This window comes from Candidatus Pelagisphaera phototrophica (genome assembly GCF_014529625.1).
Lineage (GTDB): Bacteria > Verrucomicrobiota > Verrucomicrobiia > Opitutales > Opitutaceae > Pelagisphaera > Pelagisphaera phototrophica.
In genome coordinates, this window is the sequence record NZ_CP076039.1 from 899,538 (window position 1) to 925,417 (window position 25,880).

Sequence of the window (25,880 nt, forward strand, 5' to 3'; positions counted from 1 at the left end):
AAGCTAGCGAGAGCGGCGATAACGTTGCCGGATTCGCCTCGGCGAGAGGGATTAGCGGTTTTGCTTATGGTAGGAGAAATTGCGTTAGTATCGTAAGATACACGGGAAATGGGCCTAGAGTTGCAAGAAAAGAGCACGGAGGAGTAAATGGGGATGGTCGTTTTCGTTTGGTGACTTAGATGCAGTAGCGTATGGCGTTGTGATATATTTTGGCTGATTCGAACCGAGTGGGGTTGCAATTCTCTCAGGGAAGATTTTTCTAGGCAGAGTGAATCGTAAATCGGGGATCAGGTATCTGGCAGTCGGGTTTTTCTTGGCCGTGGGTGCGAATGTTCTTGGGGAAGATTTCCAGGTCCAAAAGGGCGACGGGTATTTTGAAGGTTCGCTCCGGTACGTCGTTTCGCGCTATTCAGTCCAAACAGGCAGGGCGGTTGAGCGAAAGCAGGTTGATGTCTTGGCAACAGAAAACCGGCTTAGTGTACCTTCGCTTGATGTCGCGGACGTGTTCGCGAACAATGCTCCACCTGGGGTTTCATCTGCCTTGTTTCGTCACGATGCGGACGACTTTATATTGTATGGCGATGATATCGATGCGTATCGCTTCCGCGGATATGACAAGGTTTTGCTTGGGCTAGCTTTTCGGGCGTTGGCATTGTCGGGTGCGCCGGTGGATATGAAGCCGCCAGAAAAATCTGGCCCCTATGCGTTGCGGAACTTTCGGGCGAATTTGAGTCGTTATTTGGGCGATGCCGGAATCCGTTACGACATGTATTTCTCGAACGACTACAGGGTGAATTGGGGTTCATTAGCGGATTCCTGGCTCTTCGGTTCGGGTGGGCTCAAGGTGCCGGAGCTGGATGATCGACTGAGGGGAGGAGAAGTGCCGGTGCGGGTCGAGGTTTTTAGAAACGCTTCAAAAGTGCTATCGATCAATCTGATGGCCGCAGAGGAATATCAGATCTCTCGAGCCCTAGTGGAGGTGCCACCGCAAAAGATTTTGCATTCCTCAACCAGTCTGCTGAGGCAGTTGGCTACGGAAGCGATGGGCCTTTGATAAATCGTAAGGCTAAAGTGAGATTGGTTCTTGGTAGAGCATGTCGTATTCTACCTTTTGGTTGACGGCTTTAAAGAGGCAATTAGGTATAAGGTTGGATCCAATATTTCTCGAATGGCCCGCCGAATCCATCGTAATCGTTCTCGTCGTGGGAAACCTCGCGTTTACAAGGGGACCTTGTTTATAGCGTTGATGATTCAGTGTGTCCTGTTGGCAGTGACCGTTTTTGTCATCGTGCTCGACACTCCAGAAAGCGAGCCGCCTCGATTTGAGGGAAAGGCGAGCGTTGCGGTGAAAAAAGAGGACTTTAAGGAGGCTCAACGGCGAGAACGCTTTATGAAACGGATGAGGCAGTTAGAGCCGATTCAGCGACTATCGGTCGACTCGGTTTTGAACAGTGAACTCCCACCGATGCCTGACCTGCCTACAGAGGCGTTTGAACTGGATGGTGAGGATCTTGAGATACTGGAAGATGCGAGCACGATGTTTGAGCAATCAGGCTTGTTGGGAGGCAGCATGCAGGGGAAAGGAAGTTCATCTGCGGCGTCTTTTTTTGGAGTTCAGGATTCTGGTCGTCGAATCGTGATCGTGGTCAACACGTCTGCATCAGTTGTGCGAAAAGCACGGAACCACGGAGTATCAATTGAAGCGATACACGAAGAAGTCGTTTCGCTAATTGATAATCTCTACAGTGGCACTCTTTTTGGAATCGTGCAATTCAGTCAGGGGTCGCGACGCTTTGCTCCTTACCTGGCTCCGGCGATTAGTCGCAATAAGGAGGCGGCAAGTCACTGGACTAGAAAGGAAATGCGGGGGAACCCAAAGGTCGAAAGCGAGCTCCTGCTGGGTCATGAAGGAGGATTAAAATTAGCTGTAGATATGGAGCCAGACTTGATATTTCTCGTTACGGATGGGGTTCTGAACAAAAGGGTCAGAGTGGATGGCACCTACAAGTATCCTGAGATACCTTACGAGATTTTGATTGGGTCGGTAGAAGCCGATTTACGGCGCTCGGGAGCCCGAACGCGCATTCATGCGATTGGGTTTGAATTGAACGACAAAGACCGGAGAGGGCTGGAGCGATTGACGCGTCGCTTCGGCGGGACTTTGAGGGAATTCTGAGGGCTCTAAGGCTCGATTCAGTAGAGTTTTTGCTAGGTATTGATGCCGGCTTTAGTCGATCGCTTGGAGGATCGATTTCCAGAGCTTCGTCTCTTCAATGTGGCCGTATTGGTCTAGTTTCTGGGCGATCTTCTCTAACGAAGGTTCCTCAACATCGTGATCGGGGTCGCTTTGAAAGTCGGGACGCGCTTTGCAGGAGAGGGCCCAGCAGGCCCAGGATCGCCATTTTCGCTGTTCGAGTCGCGGTTCGCCGAGGCGGTCGGCGTAGTGCTGGAAGTGGATGCGAGGGTTTCCCAGGAAAACTCCGGTGGGCGCATTTTGGAGAATGTAGACCAGTGCTTGATACGGAAGCGGCCAGGATTCGAGAATAGGCTCATCCCCTGTTAGGTCGGCTCCCCATGCCCGATCGAGGCAAAGAATGGCACGAGCGGGAAGTCTCTGCCTCCAGAGGACTTGGCTGTAGTCGAGACAGGTTTTATAGAAATCGGAGCCGCGGTCACTCGATTTAAAGCGATTGAGGTCCCTCCAATTCATATCTCGGGCTGGCGAAGGAAGATAAGGAATGTTGGAAATATCAGGGAGGTCGGGCATATGGATGGATGCGGGAAAGCGTCTCAGGCGAAACTCTTGCGGAGCTGAGAAAAAATGATTCGAAGAAAGGCGCAATGATTTGTTGCAACACGGGTAGATTTTCGCGTAGGAGATGGCCCTAAGTTTTTACACACCCATTAGAGCGACAAAGTGAACCTTTTCTTCCCCGAAGCTAGCCTCTGTTATCGACCGACTGCCGTAATCCCGAAAGGGAGAGAGGCCTACTTTAAGCGCGGGCAGCACTCGAGATGCGTTGTTGGGACTGATGGAAAGGAAGCCGCCAGATGACTGAGGCGGTTTGCCTGTTTTTGGAGGAGATTAATCGCCATACGTGGTGTGGCTGTAGAGCCGATTTCGGTAGTTAGGGATTTTTAGCGAGAACTTTTAGATGAGCGAGCTGATCAAACACGAATGCGGAGTGGCCCAAGTGCGGCTGAAAAAACCATTGGAATACTTCGCCGAGAAATACGGCACTCCGCTTTATGGCTACTACAAGCTTTTCCTTCTGATGGAGAAACAGCGTAATCGCGGCCAAGACGGGGCTGGAGTGGCGGCTATCAAGTTCGACATGCCAGCGGGCGAGCCGTACATGTTTCGCGAACGAAGCGTGAAAACCAATGCATTGGACCGGATCTTTAAAGATACTCTCAAGCAGTACGAGAAGCTTCAGCGAAATGGTGACATTCTTCCTGACTACGTTCCTTCGATAAAATCCAAGTACGACTTTTGCGCAGAGTATTACATGGGGCATTTGAGGTATGGGACCTCTGGGGGCTATTCGCTGAGTGTGTGCCATCCGTTCTTTCGCCGAAGCAGCTGGCCGACGAAAAACCTGATGTTGGCGGGCAACTTCAACATGACCAATACGAAGGAGCTTAACGAGAGCTTGATTGCGATGGGTCAGCATCCGATTTTCGCAACGGATACACAGGCATTGCTAGAGAAAGTGGGATACCACCTCGATGAAGCGCACGACAATCTTTATCGCTATCTGCGAGATGAAGGGCACGATGCGCGTGAAATCTCGGAGCGAATTTTGGGGGAGATCGATTTGGTCAAAGTTTTCTGCAAGGCGTCCAAGTCATGGGATGGTGGTTACGCCCTCATCGGAGCGATAGGCAACGGCGACAATTTCATCCTGAGAGACCCTTTGGGAATTCGGCCTGTTTTCTATTTTGAAGACGACGAGGTGTTTGCGTCCGCCTCGGAACGAGCGCCGCTCATGACGATTTTCAACAAGCAGATTGAAGATATCGAAGAGGTTCCGCCGGGTCACATCATCGTTGTAAAGCGTAGCGGTGAGCTAATAAACGAGCAGTTTAAAGAGCCAAATCCAGAGCGCAAACAATGTTCTTTTGAGAGGATCTATTTCTCCAGAGGGAATGACGCGGATATCTACAAAGAGCGCAAAGCCCTAGGAGCGCAGCTTTCGGAGCAGGTTTTAAAGGAGGTCGGGCATGACCTTGAGAATACGGTGGTCAGCTTTATTCCCAACACATCGGAGATAGGCTATTTCGGCTTTCTGGAAAAGCTTCGGGTGGATCGGCGTAATCAAGTAAAAGACGCAATTCTCGACGCCCAGGAAAAAGGCGAGTTGAGCGAGGAGCTCCTCGACGACCTGATCATGAAGAACTGGCCTCGGGGTGAAAAGATCGCGCACAAGGACCAGAAGCTGAGAACGTTTATATCCACTGAGAATTCCCGAAATGAAATGGCAACCCACGTCTATGATGTGACTTATGGGATTGTACAGAAGACAGATAATCTAGTTTGTATCGATGACTCTATCGTTCGTGGAACGACTTTGCGGAAGTCGATCTTAAAAATATTGAGTAGCCTGAATCCCAAAAAGATTATCATTGCATCAACCGCTCCTCAAATACGGTATCCAGATTGTTATGGCATTGACATGTCGGAGCTTGGTAAGTTTATTGCCTTTGAAGCGGCGATTGCCCTGCTGCGCGAGGTGGGCAAACGCGATATGCTTTTAGAAGTTTACCGCAAGTGCATCGATTGTCTGAACTCTGAAGAGTCCTGTCGAATCAACTACGTCAAGGAAATCTATGCTCCGTTTACTGCAGAGCAGATTTCAAAAAAAATCGCTGAAATCGTCTATCCTCAAGACCGCGGGTGGAGCGGTGAGGTTTCAGTCGTCTATCAATCGATTGAAGGACTGCGAAAAGCCCTGCCTGATCATAGAGGAGACTGGTATTTTACAGGAGACTATCCGACGCAAGGGGGCTACCGAGTTGTCAATCAGGCGTTCGTGAACTATTACAAGAAATCAACCGGAAGAAGCTACTGACTTTAACTCAAGAATAAGGAAGGCAGAATTAAAAATTTCTTCTTTGAAATTTTCACTTTTATTTCCTCGATCCTACTTTAATCAAATGCCATCAAAAAAGAAAACGAAAGCGTACGCTCAAGCGGGTGTGAATATCGATCTGGGTGATCGCATGAAAGGAGATTTGAAAGAGTCTCTCAAAGGAGCCTCCCGTCCAGAAGTTATGGGAGCGGTCGGAGGTTTTGGCGGATTGTTTGATCTGTCTAAAACGAAATGCAAGGAGCCCGTTTTGGTTAGCAGTATTGATGGAGTGGGTACTAAGCTAAAACTGGCATTCGACTCGGGGCAGCACAAAAGCGTGGGTATGGATATTGTGAATCACTGTATCGACGATATCACGGTGATTGGTGCGGAACCTTTGTTTTTTCTGGACTATCTTGGTTTAGGGAAACTTGAACCGAAGGTTTTCAAACAGCTGATTTCTGGGATGAAGGAAGCTTGTGCCGCGGCAAATTGCGCCCTTATCGGTGGGGAGACTGCTCAGTTACCCGGATTCTATCAGCCGGGTGAGTATGATATCGCTGGTGTGATCGTCGGCATTGCCGAGAAAAAGAAAATGCTTTCCGGATCTACGATCCGACCTGGAGATGTGGTGATTGGGCTCCCTTCCAATGGATTGCACACGAATGGATACACATTGGCTCGAAAAGTCGTTTTCGAAAAGGCGAAGCTAAAGGGTTCAGATCTGGTTCCGGGAACGCGGCAAAGCGTGTTCAAGGCACTTCAAGCTCCTCACACCAATTACGCGCCGCTAGTGCAGTCGCTTCTGAAGGCGTTCAATACAGGCCGTTCGTCAGCCTTCCGGAAGGGAAATGCGATCTTCGGCATCGCCCACATTACCGGTGGAGGCTTCTGCGGAAACATTCCTCGCATTCTGCACAGCAAGGTAGACATAGAAATAGACACGAATTCTTGGAAGCCGCTTCCGATATTCAAATTGATTGGCGAGAAGGGGAAGATTGACTTCGACGAAATGTACGAGGTCTTCAACATGGGGATGGGAATGACGCTTTGTGTAGATGCATCTCAGGCAGATTCAGTTCTCGCTGCTTGCCATAAATTCGGCTGCAAAGCCGTTGCTATCGGAAAGGCAGTCAAAGGAGAGGGTAAGGTTTCGCTGAAGCGATAGCTTGGATATCGTTTTTAGTTACAAATGATAAGAGCTTCACTGGGCCTTTGCTTCATCTGGATTGTTGTATCTTCAGGTTTCGGTGCCAGCGAGCGCGTCGCGGGCGCGGGACTGATTGAAGCGTCCGGTTCCGTGGAGGAGGTTCTTATGGATCTCGCCAAACTTCCGCTTGAAAAGAACGAGATCGAGTGGTTTATCCGTGGTTCCGAGACGGTTTTAATTTGGGCCGAAGATAATGTTGAGCTTTGGCTGAAGGCGGACGAGTCGGATGCCCCCCTTTTAGTCATTCGGTCTTTTCCTGTTTGGGAAGAGGTAGACTCGGCGGCTTCAGAACTGATTGCTACGCTCGCCAAATTACTTTTTCTGAGCGAGTTTATGCGGGAGCCCGATCAGCTCAAAGGACTAAAGAACGAAATTGCCCAAATGAAGCAGGCGGTTGATACGGGGCGGCTGTCTGGCCATGTGGAAGAAATGGCTCATCGTGAGATCGCGAAGAAGCAACAATTTATTGACATACTCGAGGCTGTGGGAACTAGAAACCTAAAGCTTTACATGGCTAACCAGGAGCGCATTGATGCTATTTTAGACCGCTTTGGTCAAATAGGCGAATAGCCAACATTTAACTTAGATTCAATCGAAGCCATGCTTGTTCACACTGTTTTATTCAAATTCACTCCCGAATCTTCCGATGCCCAGATCGAGGCATGCGCTGATGACGCTCGCAACCTTCTTGCGAAAATAGAGGCCGTCCACTCGCTTTACATTGGCGCTCCAGCGGATACTGAAGTGAGACCCGTGAGTGTTCGCGATTATGGTTTGATGTTGACCGTCCTTTTCGAGTCGATTGCCGATCACGACGTTTACCAAACACATCCTTTGCACGACGAATTCATCGCCAATAACAAGGATAGCTGGTCGAGGGTAGCAGTGCACGACGCGGAGTAGTCTAGACAGCTGCCAAGACGGACTGCCGTATTTGTCATCCCGTTACGTCAAAGCTAAAAAAGGTCCTTTGTGACAAGACTTTGAATCCTCCTTTCTTGACAGACTGAAGTTGAGAGTTAGAAGGTGGGCTCATGGAAGTTGCCCTAACAGAACCTGTGCTCGTTCTTAATCGGTTATGGCAAGCCGTGAATGTGATCGCCGCAAAGCGAGCCTTTTCTTTACTCGCTTCGGGTCACGCAAGTGTTGTTTACGAGGAAAACGAGGATTTTCAAATCTTTGACATGATGGATTGGGTCGACTTTTCCCAATACAACCAGCCCGTTTCCGAGATGAAAATCGTTCACACGGTGCGATATTCGATCCGGGTGCCCAAGATCATTCTGCTTTCGATTTTTGACAAAGTTCCCAAGAAAGAGCTGAAATTGACCCGGAAGAACGTCTTCGAGCGGGACAAGTATCAATGCCAGTATTGTGGCAAAAGGCTACCTTCGGAGGAGCTAAACCTAGACCATGTGATCCCACGGCATTATGGAGGGAAAACGACTTGGGAGAACATCGTCTGCTCCTGCGTGAAATGCAATTCGAGAAAGGCGAATCGTTTGCCCCATGAAGCGAGTATGCGTCTCACTCGGAAACCTTCCAAGCCGCAGTGGCGTCCGGTGATTAGCATAGCGGCTCGAGGTAGGAAGCACGATGAGTGGAAGCATTTTATCGACGTCGCTTACTGGAACGTTGAGCTTGAAAGCTAGAATCGGAACAGCAGCGTCGGCCCTTCATTGAGCCAGAGGCATCTCGATTCGGAGGGTCGTGCCGAGGCTGCTTGAGTTGGCTACCGAGATGTCACCGTGGTGCGTCCTCATTATTCGTTTTACGATGGAAAGGCCTAACCCGGTCCCTTCTGGTTTATCCGTCAGAAACGATTCGAAAATTTTCTCCTGAATATTTTCCGGTATGCCAGAACCTGTATCGGTAAAGTAAACGGCGATTCGTTCCTCTTCGGGACTTTCTTCGACAATCGAGTAAATCGTGAGGGTTCCCCCATCAGGCATCGCTTCGGCGGCATTGATTATGAGATTGAGAAATACTTGCTGCAACTGGCCTTTGCTCGCGTTGACCATGATGGGAGCGTTGGTCTTTTTATGATTCAACACGATTCGATGCTGTTGCATTTTCAGGCGTACAAGGAGAAGCGTATCCTGAATAAGCTCGTCGATCGACCAAACCGTGTGCAGATCCTCGGGAGCCTTTCCAAACGACAGGACTTTGGACACGATCTCCTCGAGCTGGTTGATTTTTTCGATGATGATTTGCGTGTCTTTGTTCCGAGGGTCGGCTTCGTCGTATTGGAGCCCAAGCGAGCCAAAGAGCAGCTTGATGACCGTAAGGGGATTGCGAATTTCATGGGCAATTTCGGCAGAGAGAAGACCTAGAGTGGTTAGCCGTTCGCTTTTTCGCAGCAGATCCTCGCTATTAAAGACTCTGGCGTACAGGTTGGCGTTTTGGGCGGCGGCGGCGGATAGCGAGGCGAACGCTTGCAGCAGGCGTTTTTCGTCATTGGGAAACCGATGCCGCGTGCGGGTGAAAATGTTGATAATTCCAATGACGCGATCTTCGTAGATCATTGGTGTTGAAAGGCAGGATACAACATCGTCTCTTTGGGGAGCGTCTTTTAAATCCAAATAGTCTGGAGTAGTAATATTAGGAAATTCTACCTGCCGTTTAGTTCGAATAGCCGCTGCGTTCATGCTCTCCTCGAGGCGAAGCGTCTCGACTTTTGAGAGAAACTCCTGATAGGGGGGCTTGATCGCTTGCATGGTGACTTGCTCCTTGGTTTCGTCGTATAATTGAAGCGTGACCATGCGAGACTTTGTTAAATCAAGAGCGGCCTCGGTGATGCTCTCCCAGAGGCCCTGTAGCTCGAGATTGGATACTACTTTCTGACCGACGCTTATGAGCGCTTTAAGCTGGTCAGACTGGGTGATCAGCTGTCTTTGTTTCCAGACACTCTGTAGAGATGTGATGGATTCATCTGCCACCGCCTCTAGCCGTTTCAGATCGCGGGCGGTGAAATTTGCTACCTTGTCAGAATCTACGTCGATGACCCCTGCGATCTGCCCTTCCGAAAAGAGAGGGACGGCCATTTTACTCCTGATGCCGTCGATTAGTTTTACATATCGCGAGTCTTGTTCTACATCGTTAGATATTGTGGCGACCCCATTGAAAGCGACCCTGCCAGTGATGCCCTTGCCAATGTGAAGCGAAAGATCCTTTGTGTCAGTTGGGTAACCCAGCGCGTATTCGATTTCCAGTAAACCAGAGTTCGGACTAATTAATGAGATCGAAGCGGATTTGGGCTGGAAGAGAATTTGTATCTCTTCAATGATTCGTTTGAAAGCGTCTCGAATATTAAAGGCAGAGCTCCCGATCTGGCTGATCCGATAGAGTGCTAGTAGCAGGTTCGGATCTTCAATCGGACTGTTGTTGGAATCGTCGAGCATAAAGGTTTGTCACTTTCTAATCGATACGGGCATAGATGCCGCCCCCCAAGAGTCGCTCTCCATCGTAAAGTGCTATCACCTGGCCTAGGGCTAAAGCTCTTTGTGGGTCGTCGAAGGTGATTTCGACAGAATGATCACTCGTAGGCGAATAGGATATGGGAACGCGAGGGTCTCTGTAGCGCACTTTCGCCTCGATACGAGATTCGCTGGAGATTGCAGGCCCTATAAAGCTCAGACTGGATACGGCACATCGAGACGAATAAAGCCTGGGAGCATGAGGAGATTCGAACGAGATGAGGAGGGCGTTGCGGTCTCGGTCTTTGCCGACGACAACGTAGTTTTGATGGTCTGTGTTGGATGGTATCCCGATACCCTTGCGTTGACCGATGGTGAAGTAGTGAAGGCCTCTGTGCTCACCCAGCGGCATGTCATCCTCTGCTCTGATGATTGGACCTGGTCGGTCGGGGACGTACTCCCGCAGGAAGTCCTGCATTTTGATATTTCCGATGAAGCAGATCCCCTGACTGTCCTTTTTCTTTGCGTTGGGCAGATCTGACTCAAGCGCGAGCTTGCGGATATCCGGTTTCGTCAAGTGGCCGATAGGGAATAGGGCTCGATCCACCTGGTCCGATTTCATCAGCGCGAGAAAGTAGGTCTGGTCCTTGTTTTTGTCGACTCCTTCGAGGATCGAGTTTCCCGAAGCGGTCTCTTCCAGTCGGGCGTAGTGCCCGGTGGCGACTTGATCAAACCCGTGTTCGAGAGCGTAGTCCAGAAGTACTCCGAACTTGATTTCACGATTGCACATCACATCTGGATTCGGGGTGATACCGGATTGGTACCCTTCTAGCAGATAGTCCACAATCCTCTCTCGATAGTCCTTCATCAAATTCACGACTCGGAAAGGGATACCTAGCTTTTCGGCAACCGCTGCCGCATCCTCGATATCTTGCTGCCAGGGACAATCGCCAAGAATTTCATCCTCGTTGATCCAGTTTTTCATGTAGGCCCCCTCCACATCGTATCCTTGCTCTTGCAGGAGCAAAGCGGCGACGCTGCTGTCAACGCCTCCAGACATTGCGAGGAGGACCTTCTTCATGAGTCCACTCAGGCAATTACACTCCCGTCTCGCAAGCCTGTAGATTGAGAAAGGTCTAAGGCGGGTCGGCGTGGCATTTCGCTCTCCATGAGGACGTAATTATTCGGCTTCGATTTTTATCAAACATAGTGATAGCAGCCGAGCGTCCTCGTTTTCTCCTGTTAGAGCCGGCACGAAGTATCGATTGCAGTGGAGTACAACGTGCGCGGAGCCAGATCTGCTTGACGGGATTGGGACTTCTAGCTCCCTGAAGTGTTCGGAACTAGATTTCCAGTCTCCGTGGACGATACCATCAATCGAGAGTTTTAAAGACAGAGTATTCTTTGAGAGCTGTTCGGGAATCTCGACCTGGATGCGAATCACTTTGTTCGGCGAGGCCAGACTTAATCTCGTTTCGAAAAATGGACCGATCCAAAAATTGGGACAAAGTTCATCGGTAGTTTCGGACTGAAATAGCCTCGCTAATTGGGTCCAACCTCGTGTAGCGGCGATCGGGTAGAGAATGCGAGGGGCTAGCTCAAGCGGCGTGTTCCAGGCTGCGGCGAGGGATAGGAAGAAGGCTTTGAGGGGTGTGTTATCTAAGATTGCAGCCTCCGCTTTTCGAACTGCTTGAATCGCTTTGGGTCTCCGGCTCCTTTGGTAGAGTCCGTATGAAATCTCGCAGCGCCAACGCAGCGGTTTTAACCAGGTGCCCCAGTAACGTCTACTAATTTCGATGCATTCTTCCATGAGACGTTCTCGAGTCTTGTTTACCGTTTTGGATGAATCGTGGAGGCGATATCGGCTCCAGACTTCCGCTACGGGATGGAAGCGGAACGTTTGGCTGAAACGACAGAAGAGATCGTAGTCGATCGCATGGGAGATTTTAGAGTCAATCCCGCTACAAGTGTCCCAAGCGGTTCGGTGCCAGAACGTGGAGGGTTGAGGGATCTGGTTATACCGGCGTTTCCAGATCGCGAGCTGATCGAAGTGCGAGGTGTACCTGAAAGGATGGTCTTTCCCTTCTTTGGTGGGATCATTTCCGAAAAACAGGCTTCGCCCAAATACGATGTACCGACCGCGTTTAGGATCGATTTCTTGGGCGACGCGTTGAAGACATTCATCAAGGAGGACATCGTCGGAGTTGAGGAAGCCGAGGATTTCACCAGTTGCCTTTTCAAACCCGCGATTGAGGGCGTCTGCCTGCCCCCGATCGGATTCTACGTAGAGGTTGAAAAGTTCCGGGTGCTGCTGAACGAAGGCTTCTGCAATTTTCACCGAATCGTCCGTCGATTTTCCATCTTGGATAATCACTTCAAGATGGGGGTAGTTCTGATCGACGAGGCTTTGAAGTGTTTCCTCCAGAAAAGCTCCCTGATTAAAAGAGGGAGTGACGATGGATATTTTAGGCAACTCATTCATTCACAAGACGCGACGCAACGGTTCGGCTATCGCAAGAATTCGGAACGAAGGGAAACTGTCGAGTAGATTGGGTCTGGGTAGCAAGCGTTATGGAAGGGATAAATTTGCGTTTGTGAAGTGCGGGCTGGCATTTCTTTACCCATTGGCCTAATTTCGCCCCCTTCTCATGACCTCAGAGTATTTTACTGAACAATTGCGAGATTTGCTAGGCGACTCGTTAGTTTCAGTGGTCTTGTATGGTTCGGCGACAACGGGCGAGCAATCTGAGAAATATTCTGATTAAAATCTGACGGTCGTCTGCTCGAGGCTTGGGCTGGAGGAGCTTGATGTGATCAGGCCTTTAACTGCCCAATGGGCAGAATTCGGGAATGCTCCGCCTTTACTCTTCACTTGGAAGATTTTTAAGAATTCCTCGGACGTATTCCCGATCGAGCTTCTCGATATGAAGGAGAATCACATAATTTTGCATGGCGAGGACGTGCTAAAGCGGTTGCCCATCAGCCTTGCCAATATGCGTTTCCAGCTCGAGCAAGAGCTGAAAGGAAAGCTCATCCAGCTCCGGGAATGCTACTTGCTCACTGACGGATCGAAGTAGGAGTTGGCGGGTCTTCTCATTGCGACCCTTTCCACGTTTCAAATACTGCTTAGAGGAGAGCTTCGGTTTTTCGAAGTGACGGGTCCTTTTCGAAAGTATGAGGCCGTTCGCCGGTTTGCGATGCATGCGCCGTTTGAGCTAGCAGTATTTGATGAAATCTAGGAGATGAAGGATGGGAAGATTGAGCTAGAGATGGTTGATGTTCGTAATCTTTTCCAACGTTTTCTTCAAACAGTGGAGAGCGCTGCCGATTTGATTCATCAGATAGGGCATCGCAGAGGGTAATCGAGATCTTCTGGCTTCCTAGCTTGTCAATCAATCGGATTTAAAGTTGAGCTTTTAGTTCATCCCTCAACGAGGCAATTATGTCGTCACACGAATCACATCGCATCGCAAAGGCCTTTCTGACGTCCCCTAACGAAGGTGTAGTGGAGCTTTCGCATGATTGGAAAGCCCAACGGCGTCCTCTTATTAGCTTCGGTGGCGAGCGGGACGGGTTCTCGAAGGTCGAACCTATTCCCGCAAGCGACTTCGCCTTTGAGAGTCGATACTATGTCGATGAAAACAGCTTTGGAGTGTTTGTTTTCGACCCGATCGAACATCCGATCTTTGAATACGAGGAGCTTTCGATTTATCTAGCCGGTTCTTTCAATGGATGGCAGGATGCAGTTGGAAAGGCAAAGTGGCGGATGTCGCGCACCCAGTTGGAAGGGCGGGAGGTCTACTCTCTGAAACTTCCACTGGAGTTGCTGACTATCGAGGAAGCCATCCTTTTCAAATTTGTGACTGATCAGCATTACTGGATCCCCGCTGATCCAGAAGCTCCGAATTTCGTTAGCGACGATGAAGGAAATGGCAATTACCGCTTTAGCTTGAAGCGAAGCGGGAGGCATCGCTTGCGATTTAAGCTATCCCGACCGCTCGATCTTTCAGAAAACCACTCGCTTGTCTATCACGGAAGGTTGCACTCGCACGAAGCGGATCTTGACCCCGGCCCATTCTTTTTCGGTCTTAAATCGGATAAGCCTCTCGGCGCGATTGTGGAAGGGGAGTGCACCACGTTTCGACTTTTTGCGCCTCGAGCGAAATGGGTAAAAGTCGGTGTTTTTCAAAAGGGTGAGTCGAAGGATGAATTGGATTGGTCCCTCATGGAGCGATCGGACGACTACGTTTGGGAGGCGATGTTCCACCAAAATCTTACGGGAGCTCGCTACTGGTATCGACTTGATGGTCCGAGTGGTTCCACCGGGAATTTCGATCCGGATTTCAAAATCCTTGATCCCTACGCGAAAGCAACTGTGAGCTGCGATGGGCCTGGCATCGTAGTGGATGAAAAAATGTATTTGCCTGTCCGGAATTTCCAGCCGGTGGCGTGGCAAGACTTGGTTGTGATGGAAGCTCATACCCGTGACTTGGTGGCGGGAATTCCTGAAAGTGGGAGAAATAGGGTTCCGTTGGGTTTTTCCGATCTCAGCCGTTTTGTTCAAGAAGAGAATTTCTATCCGGCCACCCTGGGTATAAACGCATTAGAGCTTCAGCCAGTCCAGGAGAATGATAGCCAGTCTTATGTAGAATACCATTGGGGTTATATGACGGCGAATTTCTTTTCTCCTGCCTCCTCGTATGCCAGTGATCCGGAAAGTGCGTCTCAAATCGAGGAATTTCGTGATCTTGTATCCAGTATCCACGGTCGAGGAATGGCAGTTATTCTCGATGTCGTTTACAATCATGTAGGGGAGCCCGCCCACTTAATGTACATCGACAAGCTGTACTACTTTCATCTGCAGGGCGATGGTGTATTGACGAATTGGAGTGGCTGTGGAAACGACATGAGATGCGACGCCCCAATGAGCCGACGCCTAATTGTTGAGAGCCTAAAGCACTTAGTTGCTTTTTATGGGGTCGACGGTTTTCGTTTTGATTTGGCGGACTTGGTGGGAAGAGCGGCGCTGCAGGAGGTTGAACGAGAGCTAAAATCGATCAAGCCGGATGTTATTCTGATCGCAGAACCGTGGAGCTTTCGTGGCCACATCGGCCGCGACTTGAGAGATACGGGTTTCGCGTCATGGAACGATGGTTACAGGGAAAGCGTTAAGTCATATGTCAGGGGCGGTTCGAGCTCTGAAGCGCTTAGCTATTTTCTAATGGGATCTCCTGGCGACTATGCTAGTTGGCCTGCCCAGACGGTGAACTACACGGAATCGCATGATGATCGGACGTGGATCGATGCCATTACGGAGTACCCGGACAACAATGGCTCCCATCCGTCGGTAAGCGATCAGAGGCGGACACGGATGATGGGAGCTATCATGATGATGTCGATTGGGATACCCATGATTCATGCGGGCCAGGATTTTCTTTTCTCCAAGAACGGGGTAAACAACACCTACCAAAGGGGCGACTTGAACGCCTTAGACTACGAAAGACGGATCGAGTATGCCCTGACCAGTGACTATTTCAAAGACTGGATCAGTTTCAGGAAGTCGGAGCTGGGCGAATTGGTTCGCCACTATTCGAGGGCGAGCGAAGGTTTTTTTCAATTTATAAAGACCGAAGGGCGGAATGCTTTGGCTGCTGTGTTCAACGCAGACCGAAGCAAGGGGAACGCCCGGCTGCTTTTTGCGGTGAATCCCGAGCGGGAGCCTCTCCGTATAACACTTGGGAATTGGGAGGCCGATTGGATTCAACTTGCGGATCACGATCGATTTTGGGGCTTTGAGGAGAAATCCCTGAACAATAATCTAAGTTTGGAATTGACGCTTCCGCCTCTAGGGACGGGGTTGTGGGTTTCGCGCAGCTGACTTTCAAATTGTAACGTTTTAAACCCTTGATTTTCTTTCGAGGGTACCATCTACTCCCGACACGCTAGATCTTTGGGGCAATTCCAGAGTGAAGGAATCTTCTAAACTAAGACGTCAACCAGTAAAAATTAGAGAACAATGGCTGTAAAAGTAGCTATTAACGGATTTGGCCGCATCGGCCGTCTAGTCTTCCGCGCAATTGTCGACCAGGGTCTCCTGGGCGACCAGGTAGAAGTAGTTGCCGTGAACGATCTCGTTCCTGCAGGCAACCTCGCTTACCTGCTTAAGTACGACACGACTCAAGGTCGTTTCAACGGTACTGTAGAGGCGGAAAGGGACGATGCTCTTGTGGTCAATGGCCAGAAGATCAAGTGTCTTGCCCTTCGCGAGATACCTGCAAACCTCCCCTGGGCGGAACTAGGAATCGATATTGTGATCGAGTCCACTGGCCTGTGGGTTCAAGATGAAAAGGCCCAGGGTCACATCGACGCAGGTGCCAAGAAAGTGATCATTTCCGCTCCTGGAAAGGGTGACGGAGTAAAGACCGTTGTTCTAGGCGTCAACGATGATACCTTGACCGCTGAGGATACACTCATTTCCAACGCATCTTGCACCACCAATTGTTTGGCTCCCATCACCAAAGTCATTCTCGACAACTTCGGCATCGAAGAAGGTCTGATGACCACGGTACACAGCTATACTGCTACCCAGAAGACGGTAGACGGTCCATCGCCCAAAGACATGAAAGGCGGACGTGCCGCAGCGATGAACATCATTCCTTCGTCAACGGGCGCTGCCAAAGCGGTAGGATTGGTGATACCAGAGGTTCAAGGAAAACTCACTGGTATGGCCTTTCGCGTTCCAACACCTACCGTATCGGTGGTCGATTTGACGGTAAAGACGACGAAATCGACTTCTTACGAAGAGATCTGCCAGAAAATGAAGGAAGCTTCAGAAGGTTCCCTCAAGGGCATCTTGGAGTATACGGAAGACGAGGTCGCTTCTTCCGACTTTATCCACTGCCCCTCATCGTCCATTTTTGACGCAGGATCTGGCATCGCGCTGAGCGACACCTTCTTTAAGTTGGTTAGCTGGTACGACAATGAGTGGGGCTACAGCAATCGCGTGGTCGATCTTCTCAAAAAGATCTCGGCTCAATAGTTGCGTTTAATTTCGGTCCTTTGTCTGGAATGCCAGGCAAAGGGCTTTCTTTTTTTGTGGCGCCTTTCAGGCGCACGGTGTAATTGCTAGTCGCTCACAATTCTGAGCCGGCACAGGCTTTCAAACCCACAACTCCAATTTTAATAATTCAGATTTTTGGCGGGCGCCAAACCATGTAGCCATGGCGAAAAAAACGATTCAAGATTTAGACCTCAAGGGCAAACGAGCGGTGTTCCGCGTTGATTTCAATGTACCTTTGAGAGGAGACGAAATCACTGACAAAACGCGTATTCTGGGAGCGCTTCCAACGATCAGATACGTTGTCGAGCAGGGTGGCACCGCAATATTGCTGAGCCACTTGGGACGTCCGAAGGGTGAGGTGAATGCCAAATACTCATTGGCCCCTGTCGCCAAGGTGCTCGCTGACGAACTCGGTCAGCCCGTTTTCTTTGTGCCAGAATCGCGTGGACCGGCAGCCGAAAAAGCAGTTTCAGAACTCTCTCCCGGTTCAGTAGCTCTGATGGAAAACGTCCGTTTTCATGTGGGCGAGGAAAAGAACGACTTAGATCTGGCCCAAGATTTTTCTAAACTTGGGGATGTGTTTATTAATGACGCTTTCGGTACAGCGCACCGAGCTCATGCTTCAACGGTGGGTATAGCTCAGTTCTTGAAACCTGCAGTTGCCGGTTTGCTGATACAGAGGGAGCTCGAGTATCTCGGAGACAAAACCGAGAACGCGGAAAGCCCATTTGTAGTGATTCTTGGAGGGGCGAAAGTCAGTGACAAAATAACCGTCATTGATCGATTGCTAGACAAGGCGGACACGATTTTGATCGGCGGAGCCATGGCCTATACATTCGCACTCGCTTTAGGAAAAACGGTAGGCGACAGTTTGTCCGAACCGGCATTTATTGACACGGCAAAAGCGGCTTTGAAGAAAGCGAAAGAAAAAGGCGTCAAGTTTCTGCTTCCGGTGGACAACGTTACGGTTGATTCGCTCGACTTCGACAATATGAGTGTGGGCAATATTGGGGTCTCAGACGTGGAGGGAAATATCCGCGATGGCTGGGAGGGCGTTGATATCGGTCCCCAAACGGTTGCACTATACGCTGGAGAGTTAGCCAATGCGAAAACGATACTGATGAACGGCCCCATGGGTATTTTCGAGATAGAGGCCTGCAGCAAAGGGTCCTTTGCGATCGCGGAAGCAGTAGCCAAGAATAAGGAGGCTATCTCAATTATTGGCGGTGGCGATTCCGTGAAAGCGGTAAATCAGGCAGGGTTTGGAGGAGATGTATCCTTCATCAGCACAGGCGGCGGAGCCAGTCTCGAATTTCTCGAGGGCAAGGCGCTCCCGGGAGTTGAGGCCCTCGATGAAAAATAGACTTTGTACCCAACTAGAAATTTAGACTAATCAAAACAAATGAGCCGGAAATATTTTATCGCAGGAAACTGGAAAATGAACAAAACACCGGAAGAGGGCAAGAAGCTCGCTTCGGAAATCGCTTCGGTCGTTTCGAAAGACGCAGCTGTCGACGTGGTTGTTTGCCCGTCGTTTATTGCTTTGGATCGCGTGTCCCAAGCGATTGAAGGTTCAGCGGTCAAGTTGGGGGCCCAGAATTTCTATCCGAAAACGAATGGAGCCTACACGGGTGAATCCTCCCCAGAAATGCTGAGAGAAGTATTTGCTAAGTATGTGATTCTTGGGCATAGTGAGCGGAGGGAGTATTTTGGTGAGTCGGATTCCTTTGTGAACGAAAAGGTAAGATTCTCTTTGGAGAACCTGCTCAACCCGATTCTCTGTATCGGTGAAACCTTGGAAGAACGCGAAGCCAACGAGACTCTCGAGGTCGTCAAAAGGCAGCTACTGGGAGGACTTGAAGGCGTGGATACAGACGGCCTGAGTAATGTGGTTGTTGCCTACGAACCCGTTTGGGCCATCGGCACAGGCAAGACAGCGACACCTGAGATGGCCCAAGAAGTTCACGGCTCGATCCGATCTCTTTTGACTGAGAAGTACGGTGAGGCGGCAGCGGAAAAAGTTCGAATCCTCTACGGAGGCTCAATGAAGCCATCGAATGCCCCCGAGCTTTTGGCTCAGACGGATATCGACGGAGGACTGATTGGCGGAGCTTCGCTGGATTCCAAGTCGTTTTGTGAGCTGATCGATGCGGCTCGGACTGCCTCGTAGCGGGACGATCAAGATCGAGAGGGTCGATTTTTAATGCGTCTCCAGCTCTTTAGGAGCTGGTTTTTGATCCTGTCCTGATCAATGGGTTTTTCCAGGAAACCGTCCATTCCGGCAAGTTTACATCTCAATTTGGTTTCAGGGCTGACGTTGGCGGTGATCGCAATAATTTCGGTCTTGTTTGATCCCATGGTGCTGGATTTTTCGTGTTCCCTCAACGCTTGAGCGAGTTCGACCCCATCCATTTCAGGCATGTCAATGTCGGTAAATAAGATATCGAACGGTTCCTTTTTCAAGAGGCCCATAGCCTTTTCCCCTCCGGATGCTTCGATCGGTTGGTAACCGAGCCGGTCTAGGATGGTTTGTACGACGTTTCTATTAATGGCATTGTCGTCCGCTACGAGGATCCGCAATGGCCGCTTTTCCGCGAAACTTGCAGTGGTTTGGGGAAGCGGAATTGAAGGATCGGATGCGAATAGGTCTTCCTGGCTCTCGTTCATGCTCATCCCCATCCCTTTGGTACTTTGTTCGCAGTTGGTGACTTCGCCATTGCGATGAATTCATTCGGTCTTTCTGGCATCATTCCAAAGTTAAAGCTGTGCCATATGGCCTTTTTGGTCAACCAGGTAACTAGTACGGAGAAATGAGTCTGTTCGAGAGGGCTTGATCGAATCCCCTGTCTAAATCGATGTTGGTTGCTTTAGTTATTTTCAGGGAAAATGCCAAAACAGCGCTTGACTTGGGTAACCTGAAACTTAATTTGTCCGGCCTCTCAACATCACGGGGTAGTAGCTCAGTTGGTTAGAGCGCCTGCCTGTCACGCAGGAGGCCGCGAGTTCAAGTCTCGTCTATCCCGCCACTTTTTAAAGGCCGTCCTTTCCAAAGGACGGCCTTTTTCGAAAACAGGGAAGACGGATCGTAGTGAGACTCGATTGGAGAAAGCTGACGGGTCGGGGCGCTGACAAAACGGGCACTCGTTGGGACGCTATTGGGTGGTTTTCTAATCCCAGTCGTTGGAAACGCCGTTTTTAGGGCCCGACTGCGCCAATAGTGCGCCGATCTTGGCCCTGCAGTGTCGATTTTGTTACGGCAGTGTTACTAACATGTGTCGGTTGTTACAGAGGGGTGACAATGGACAGAGTTTAGTTTTTTCGCGTTGAAGAGGGCCATTTTTCGATTGGCATTTATGGTCTACAAATCATGAAACGAAACAGCTTTGCTTTCCGTAATCGGCAAACGTTCGGCCTATCGATTAAAGGGTCTTTAATGTTCGTCATTGCCTACAATATCAACGTTCTATTTGCACAAGAACAAAAGTCTGGTACCCTCTCTGGTGCAGTCCAGGATGCTGACTACGGAGGTGCCGTATTGAACGCCAAGGTCACGATTTTGGAGAATCAGATGTCTGCAAAGACGAACGTTGATGGACGATACTTTTTTAGTGGAGTTCCGGAAGGCACCTACACGCTCATCGTTTCAGCTCCTTACTATAAGTCTTCCCAGGTGGAATCGCTTGATATTGAAGCAGGCGAGGTTAAGAAAATGGATGTTCCACTTTTCAATGACACTTCAGATGTTATCGAACTGGATTCCTTCTCGGTTAAGGCAGAAGTACTGGAGGATTCTGATATAGGTCTACTGACCCAACGGCAAAAAGCGCCGGCCATCAGTGACGCTATGGGGTCTGAAACGTTTAGCAGGCTAGGACTTGGCGATGCAGCGGATGCGCTCGCCAAGGTGACAGGGGCTTCCATTCAGGACGGGAAGTACATGGTCGTTAGAGGACTTTCTGATCGTTACAATACAACGACCCTCAACGGGACGACCGTTCCCAGTGCGGACCCGAACCGCAAGTCGGTGCAACTGGATCAATTCCCGACGGGCTTGCTCGATGTGATCGAGACTACGAAGACCTTTACCCCAGACAAGTCGGGCGAATTTACGGGTGGAGCTGTCAATATCCAGACGAAATCTTTTCCTGACCAGTTCTTCTACAATGTGTCCTACGGAATTGGGTACAATACAAACTCGACGGGGACATCTTTCCTTTCTTATCCGGGCGGCTCGAGCGACTGGCGTGGCAAGGATGATGGAACGAGGGAGGTGCCTGATCGTCTAGCCCGGAATGAAAATCTTTCTACCTTGAGCAACGCTGAGCAGTCAGAGATACTAAATGACCTGTCACCGGTTATCTCTCCTATTGATTCGGGGGACGCTCCGCTGAACCGGAGTTTTTCGCTGGCGTTTGGAGACAGCGTCTTGCTGTCGAATGACGGCGAGAAGCGATTTGGCTACACGGCAAGCCTGACCCATAGTCGCGATTTTTCTACCCGCACGGGGGCGCCAGAAGTGCGCTATCAATTTGATCGCGGGGTGGATGGCTCTGTGTTGAACCCAGAATTCGACATGCTAGTTGATGAGTCGGAGAACTCCGCCAACCTTGGGGGGCTGTTTAACGCGGCACTACAGCTATCCTCTGAGCATGAAATCGGGCTGAAGAATTTCTTCAACCAGTCTGCTAGCGACAAGGCGTTCTTGCAGCAAGGGGTGGTGAAGGGAAGTGAGGATCAATACCTCAGGGAGAGCAGGATTCACTTTACCGAGCGAAACATCCGCTCCAATCAGCTTTACGGAAAACATGTCTTCCCAAATCTGGGAAGGGCCAAATTTGAATGGAACTATGCCAAGTCAAATAGCACGCAGGACGAGCCTGACTTTATCGTGTTTTTCGACGCGGTAGGGCTAGAGGATTTCAATGATGCCGACAGAGATTTGTCCAGTGTTGATCCAGATGACTGGAAGTTTCCAACGGGATTCACTAATCGGAGGAACTTTCGCGAGCTTGAGGAAACCGCGGACGAATTTGGTTTCGATATAGAACTGCCATTCGCCTTTGGAGACAGGGAAGGATCGTACCTGAAAGCTGGCATGAGAAATATCGAGGCGGATAGGCAGTATAATGCCTTGGCATTTAGCTGGAGCGATGGTGATCGATTCGTGAACTACACGGGGAATCGGGATGGCTTTTTGTCTCCAGAAAACATCAATTTGGACAGTAATGGCGAAACGGGCGTTGTCATGGTCAACCTGACTGACGCCTACCCAGAGTATATAGGGAATCGAGAAGTTTCGGCAGCCTACATTATGGCGGATATTCCGGTGACTAAGAAGATTCGCCTCATCGGAGGTGTGAGACATGAAGATACTTCGGTCCAGGTGACTTCCGTATCAGGACGCCCTCAGTACATCCCGAATTCCGAGTCAAGCATTGCCGACGATCACTTCCTGCCCTCAGCGAATCTGGTTTGGAGTATCAACGAACGCCAGAACCTGCGTTTTGCTTATTCGAATACAATCGCTCGTCCCAGCTTTCGTGAGCTCACTCCAGCGGCCGAGTTTGATTCGATCGGCTCTTTTCTCATAATAGGAAACCAAAATCTGAAGATGTCTGAAATCGCGAATTACGACATCCGCTGGGAAATGTTTCCAAAGAATGGTGACGAGCTTTTCGCAGTGAGCCTGTTCTACAAGGATCTTGAGAACCCTATAGAGCAGGTTATCGACCGGTTTGGTTTCATCTCGTGGGACAATGTGGAAACGGGAAAAGTTAAAGGCGTGGAGCTGGAGGCTCGCAAGAAGATCAATCTGCTCTCCTCTGAATTCACGTCCTTTTCCCTTGGCGGCAACTTGGCTATCATTGATTCGGAGGTTAATCGATCCCAATTGGAGATCGATCGCAAGATAGCCGAGTTTCCTGATTTGTCACCGACTCGAGAACTCCAGGGGCAGTCATCTTCGATATTCAATTTTGACGCGTCCTGGGAGCATTACCGTAAGGGAGCGGCCATTACACTCTCCTATAATAACACCGGTGAACGCCTCTATGCGGTTACAAACGCTAATCTGCCATTGGTTGATGAAAAGCCCTCGGAAGTTCTGGACTTGATTGCCAGCCAGAGACTCGGTCCATCGTGGAAGCTCAAATTCAAGGTGAGCAATCTGCTCGATTCCGAGTCAAGGCGGTTCCACGCGTTCAAGGGGGTTGAGTTCCCATACTCTCTAGATGAGTCGGGCCGAACCTTTTCGCTAAGCGTAAGTTACGGAAAGTAGGGCGGGACCGGATACGAATTTTTCCAAACTCTTCTTATACATAAAACAAGAAACCCATATAAAATGAAACGAGCAATAAAAATGATCACCGCTTCGGCTCTCCTTGCAGGAGCGGTTTACGCAGCTGACGTGAACGTCACGACCAATATCACGTCAGACACTACATGGACATCGGATAATGTTTACCACATGTCTGGATTTATAACCGTAGATGGGGCTACTTTGACGATTGAGGCAGGCACTGTTATCAAGTCCGCTGCAGGAACAGGTACAGATGCTACTGCGTTGATCATCTCACGAACGGGCAATATCAACGCGGTAGGGTTTCGTTCTGCACCGATCATTTTTACTGCAGAAGCGGATCCTATGGATGGATCTTGGGGACCTGAAAACGGTAATGCCTGGGGTGGGCTAATTATTCTCGGGAACGCTCCTATCAACTCTGATCGGAACAAGAACAGTTGGACTGAGGGAACGACCATTACGGACACTGTGGAAGGCATTCCAGAGTTCCTGCCGGAAGCGTCCCGAGTCTTCGGTGGCACGGATCCAGAGGACAGCTCGGGAACCTTGAGCTACGTTTCGATTCGCTTTGGCGGTTCTGAATTGGCTCAGGATGCTGAGATCAATGGGTTGACACTAGGAGGCGTGGGCAGAGGTACGCAGATCGACCACATCGAAGTTTTTGCCAACTCCGACGACAGTATCGAGTTCTTCGGTGGCACCGTAGATCTTAAATACGCAGTCGCTGCTTATGGGGGTGATGATGGATTTGACTACGACCAAGGCTGGGAAGGACGTGGTCAGTTTTGGGTATACGTTGGTGGACCCGTTGCGAATTCCAAATTTAGTCCTGACAATGGGGGAGAGCACGACGGCGAGACTTCATTTAATGCCGGTCGGAATATCGGAGGGGGTACGATTTATAACGCAACCTACGTAGGCAATGGTGAGGGTGGAGCAGCTCTTCGCATTCGCGACAACGCATATGCGCTTTACAAGAATTCCATCTTTACTGGGTGGCCCACTGGCATTCGAATCGAAGCAGACTCCGGTCTTCGTATTCCTTCCAACGGTGAGACGGTTTCGTTGATGGATATTACCAACAATCTTTGGGATTTCGAAGCCGCGGACCTATTCCACGGTGATGAGGATGACACCCTCGGAGCGGGAGGGACAAACCTCGACGACGGAGAAGCTTTCTTAGCCGACGCAGGAAATAACAATACGGTTGAGGCAGCCCTCCTGGCAGGGATCTCTCGCACGGCCGACGGGGGATTTGATCCTCGTCCCCTGTCTAGTAGCCCTGCCTTGTCAAATGCGTTGGCAGCTTACCCGCAAGACGACTTTTTCGACGAAGTCGCGTACCAGGGTGCTTTCTCTAGAAACGACAACTGGCTTGCCGGCTGGACGTATCTTTCTCAGGCTGGATACTTGGCGGCTTCATCGGAATCGAGTGGTGACCTCGTGAACTTGTCGACTCGGGGCTTTGTCGACGCGGGCGAAACGGTCACAGTCGGTTTTACAGTGATCGGTGCATCACAACAGTTGTTAATTCGTGCGGTTGGACCGAAATTGGCTGATCTTGGAGTTTCTTCTCCTATGGCGGATCCCCAATTCACGATCTTCAGGACCGACTATACACAGAGCCCTCCTGCCCAGATAGAAGTTGGGGTAGCAGACGACTGGGTCGAAGAGAACGTGGCTCAGCTTTCGGCAACAATGGCACAGGTAGGTGCATTTCCGCTCGAGGTGACTGAATTCCAAGGAACTTCTTACGATACTGTAGATACAACCAGTTCCGCTGTCACTCGCAGCTTGGGAGAGGGTGTCTACACCATTCAAGTTTCTTCCCATGACGGTGGTGCAGGTGAAGTCCTCATCGAAGTGTACACTGTCGACTAGGCCAAAATATTTTCAAAGTCGCAAGGCTTTGTGATTACGGGGACCAGCCTCTCTTTGAGGGGCTGGTTTTGTCGTTTTTTGTCGCTTGTCTTGGAAATGGGTTGTTTGTTTTGTAATGAATCCTAGCAGTGGCACCGTTAGATACAGTTAGAGTAATGAGAGTTTTTGAAAAGGGAGTGCAAGGAGGACGCTTGTTTAAGGCGATGGTCATTCTTTTCCCGTTCGCAGCACCTTCCTTATTATGGGGTGAAGAGCCGAGATCTCCCTTTGAGCGGGCTAGCAAACCGGTCGTTGTGAACGCTCCAGCGAAAGCAGTTCCTTCGCGCCTGGATAAAATAGAGTTCACGGGGCTTCTGGGGTTTGGAGGCCAAGTTACCATCAGTCTCTATGACACCAAGACGAAGCAAAGTCTCTGGATACCTCTTGGCGGGGCTCAAGATGGGATTTCCGTTTCTGGATTTGATGAGGACAACGGGACGATTTCGGTCAGTCTTCAGGGCAGATCGCGAGAGATCGCTATAAACGAGAATGAAATCGTCGCCTTGAAACGGACCGAACCGGTTGTCGCCGCTAATAGACGAACTCCTGCGCCCCCTAAAAAGCCCGTTCGAGTCAAGGATGACGAGACCCTCCGGGAAGAGGAGGAAGCCCGTATATTTGTCAGTGACCTGCTTTCAAACGGCCTGCAGCAGCGGGAGAAATTTCGCAAAGCGAGAGAAGCTCGCATTGCCCAGGCCAAGGGGAATTGAGAACTCTTCTTCTCGGTCAAGGTTCGATTTGATTGATCAAAGAACACCCTATCAGTCGTTAGCCCATTAGAATCTGATACCTAGAATAGCCTGATTTTGGGATCATTTGAGAGGGCCAGACGCAGTATTGGCTTGAATTTCTAAATAACATATCAATAAATCAGGATATGTTGATATTTGAGTGCAATGCT

General features: G+C 50.0%; 20 protein-coding genes and 1 tRNA gene. 15 read left to right on the forward strand and 6 right to left on the reverse strand.

The genetic code is table 11. The features are described 5' to 3' along the window. Positions 1-268: 268 nt before the first annotated feature. Positions 269-1,054, forward strand: a complete 786-nt coding sequence (locus GA004_RS04000; RefSeq protein ID WP_283396009.1) for a hypothetical protein — start codon at positions 269-271, stop codon at positions 1,052-1,054. Positions 1,055-1,168: 114 nt separating this feature from the next. Further along, complete coding sequence (locus GA004_RS04005) at positions 1,169-2,176, forward strand: vWA domain-containing protein (protein WP_283396010.1); 1,008 nt, start codon at positions 1,169-1,171, stop codon at positions 2,174-2,176. A gap of 51 nt (positions 2,177-2,227) precedes the next feature. Here the strand turns inward: GA004_RS04005 and GA004_RS04010 are convergent, their stop codons facing one another. Then, entirely contained in the window at positions 2,228-2,767 is a 540-nt protein-coding gene (locus GA004_RS04010) for a hypothetical protein (RefSeq protein WP_283396011.1), read from the reverse strand. Between the two features lie 388 nt (positions 2,768-3,155). Here GA004_RS04010 and GA004_RS04015 point away from each other — a divergent pair, with 388 nt between their 5' ends. From GA004_RS04015 to GA004_RS04035, 5 genes are all read left to right on the forward strand, one after another. After that, the gene (locus GA004_RS04015; RefSeq protein WP_283396012.1) at positions 3,156-5,072 is read left to right on the forward strand and encodes an amidophosphoribosyltransferase; all 1,917 of its coding nucleotides are present in this window, start codon (positions 3,156-3,158) and stop codon (positions 5,070-5,072) included. A gap of 85 nt (positions 5,073-5,157) precedes the next feature. After that, positions 5,158-6,240 (forward strand): phosphoribosylformylglycinamidine cyclo-ligase, encoded by a 1,083-nt coding sequence (gene purM, locus GA004_RS04020; protein ID WP_283396013.1) that lies wholly within the window; start codon positions 5,158-5,160, stop codon positions 6,238-6,240. A 24-nt stretch (positions 6,241-6,264) separates the two neighbouring features. Further along, complete coding sequence (locus GA004_RS04025; protein ID WP_283396014.1) at positions 6,265-6,852, forward strand: hypothetical protein; 588 nt, start codon at positions 6,265-6,267, stop codon at positions 6,850-6,852. Positions 6,853-6,882: 30 nt separating this feature from the next. Beyond that, the gene (locus GA004_RS04030; protein WP_283396015.1) at positions 6,883-7,185 is read left to right on the forward strand and encodes a Dabb family protein; all 303 of its coding nucleotides are present in this window, start codon (positions 6,883-6,885) and stop codon (positions 7,183-7,185) included. 131 nt (positions 7,186-7,316) lie between these two features. Then, positions 7,317-7,934 carry an HNH endonuclease gene (locus tag GA004_RS04035; RefSeq protein ID WP_283396016.1) on the forward strand — a complete coding sequence of 206 codons (618 nt, stop codon included), beginning with the start codon at positions 7,317-7,319 and terminating at the stop codon, positions 7,932-7,934. A 24-nt stretch (positions 7,935-7,958) separates the two neighbouring features. On the opposite strand, the gene GA004_RS04040 is transcribed toward GA004_RS04035, so the two are convergent. The 4 genes from GA004_RS04040 to GA004_RS04055 all read right to left on the reverse strand — a co-directional run bounded on the left by GA004_RS04040 (position 7,959) and on the right by GA004_RS04055 (position 12,901). Further along, positions 7,959-9,683, reverse strand: coding sequence for a GAF domain-containing protein (locus GA004_RS04040; protein ID WP_283396017.1), 1,725 nt, complete (start codon positions 9,681-9,683; stop codon positions 7,959-7,961). A gap of 16 nt (positions 9,684-9,699) precedes the next feature. Further along, positions 9,700-10,779 carry a tRNA 2-thiouridine(34) synthase MnmA gene (mnmA, locus tag GA004_RS04045; RefSeq protein ID WP_283396018.1) on the reverse strand — a complete coding sequence of 360 codons (1,080 nt, stop codon included), beginning with the start codon at positions 10,777-10,779 and terminating at the stop codon, positions 9,700-9,702. Positions 10,780-10,878: 99 nt separating this feature from the next. After that, positions 10,879-12,180 (reverse strand): glycosyltransferase family 2 protein, encoded by a 1,302-nt coding sequence (locus GA004_RS04050; RefSeq protein WP_283396019.1) that lies wholly within the window; start codon positions 12,178-12,180, stop codon positions 10,879-10,881. Between the two features lie 481 nt (positions 12,181-12,661). After that, positions 12,662-12,901: a hypothetical protein gene (locus GA004_RS04055; RefSeq protein ID WP_283396020.1), complete on the reverse strand. Its 240-nt coding sequence runs from the start codon at positions 12,899-12,901 to the stop codon at positions 12,662-12,664. A 239-nt stretch (positions 12,902-13,140) separates the two neighbouring features. Here GA004_RS04055 and GA004_RS04060 point away from each other — a divergent pair, with 239 nt between their 5' ends. The 4 genes from GA004_RS04060 (at position 13,141) to tpiA (ending at position 18,928) form a co-directional block, all read left to right on the forward strand. Beyond that, a complete protein-coding gene (locus GA004_RS04060) occupies positions 13,141-15,576 on the forward strand; it encodes an alpha-amylase family glycosyl hydrolase (protein ID WP_283396021.1) in 2,436 nt (811 codons plus the stop codon). Positions 15,577-15,714: 138 nt separating this feature from the next. Further along, the gene (gene gap / locus GA004_RS04065) at positions 15,715-16,737 is read left to right on the forward strand and encodes a type I glyceraldehyde-3-phosphate dehydrogenase (RefSeq protein ID WP_283396022.1); all 1,023 of its coding nucleotides are present in this window, start codon (positions 15,715-15,717) and stop codon (positions 16,735-16,737) included. 181 nt (positions 16,738-16,918) lie between these two features. Next, positions 16,919-18,121, forward strand: coding sequence for a phosphoglycerate kinase (locus tag GA004_RS04070; RefSeq protein WP_283396023.1), 1,203 nt, complete (start codon positions 16,919-16,921; stop codon positions 18,119-18,121). A 39-nt stretch (positions 18,122-18,160) separates the two neighbouring features. Continuing rightward, a complete protein-coding gene (gene tpiA, locus GA004_RS04075; RefSeq protein WP_283396024.1) occupies positions 18,161-18,928 on the forward strand; it encodes a triose-phosphate isomerase in 768 nt (255 codons plus the stop codon). Between the two features lie 8 nt (positions 18,929-18,936). On the opposite strand, the gene GA004_RS04080 is transcribed toward tpiA, so the two are convergent. Then, positions 18,937-19,425, reverse strand: coding sequence for a response regulator (locus tag GA004_RS04080; RefSeq protein WP_283396025.1), 489 nt, complete (start codon positions 19,423-19,425; stop codon positions 18,937-18,939). 282 nt (positions 19,426-19,707) lie between these two features. Between GA004_RS04080 and GA004_RS04085 the strand changes: the two genes are divergently transcribed. The 4 genes from GA004_RS04085 (at position 19,708) to GA004_RS04100 (ending at position 25,689) form a co-directional block, all read left to right on the forward strand. Beyond that, positions 19,708-19,784: transfer RNA gene (locus GA004_RS04085), tRNA-Asp, on the forward strand. Between the two features lie 341 nt (positions 19,785-20,125). After that, positions 20,126-23,035: a TonB-dependent receptor gene (locus tag GA004_RS04090; RefSeq protein WP_283396026.1), complete on the forward strand. Its 2,910-nt coding sequence runs from the start codon at positions 20,126-20,128 to the stop codon at positions 23,033-23,035. A gap of 63 nt (positions 23,036-23,098) precedes the next feature. After that, a complete protein-coding gene (locus GA004_RS04095; protein WP_283396027.1) occupies positions 23,099-24,940 on the forward strand; it encodes a hypothetical protein in 1,842 nt (613 codons plus the stop codon). A gap of 155 nt (positions 24,941-25,095) precedes the next feature. After that, the gene (locus GA004_RS04100) at positions 25,096-25,689 is read left to right on the forward strand and encodes a hypothetical protein (protein WP_283396028.1); all 594 of its coding nucleotides are present in this window, start codon (positions 25,096-25,098) and stop codon (positions 25,687-25,689) included. Positions 25,690-25,880 lie beyond the last annotated feature (191 nt).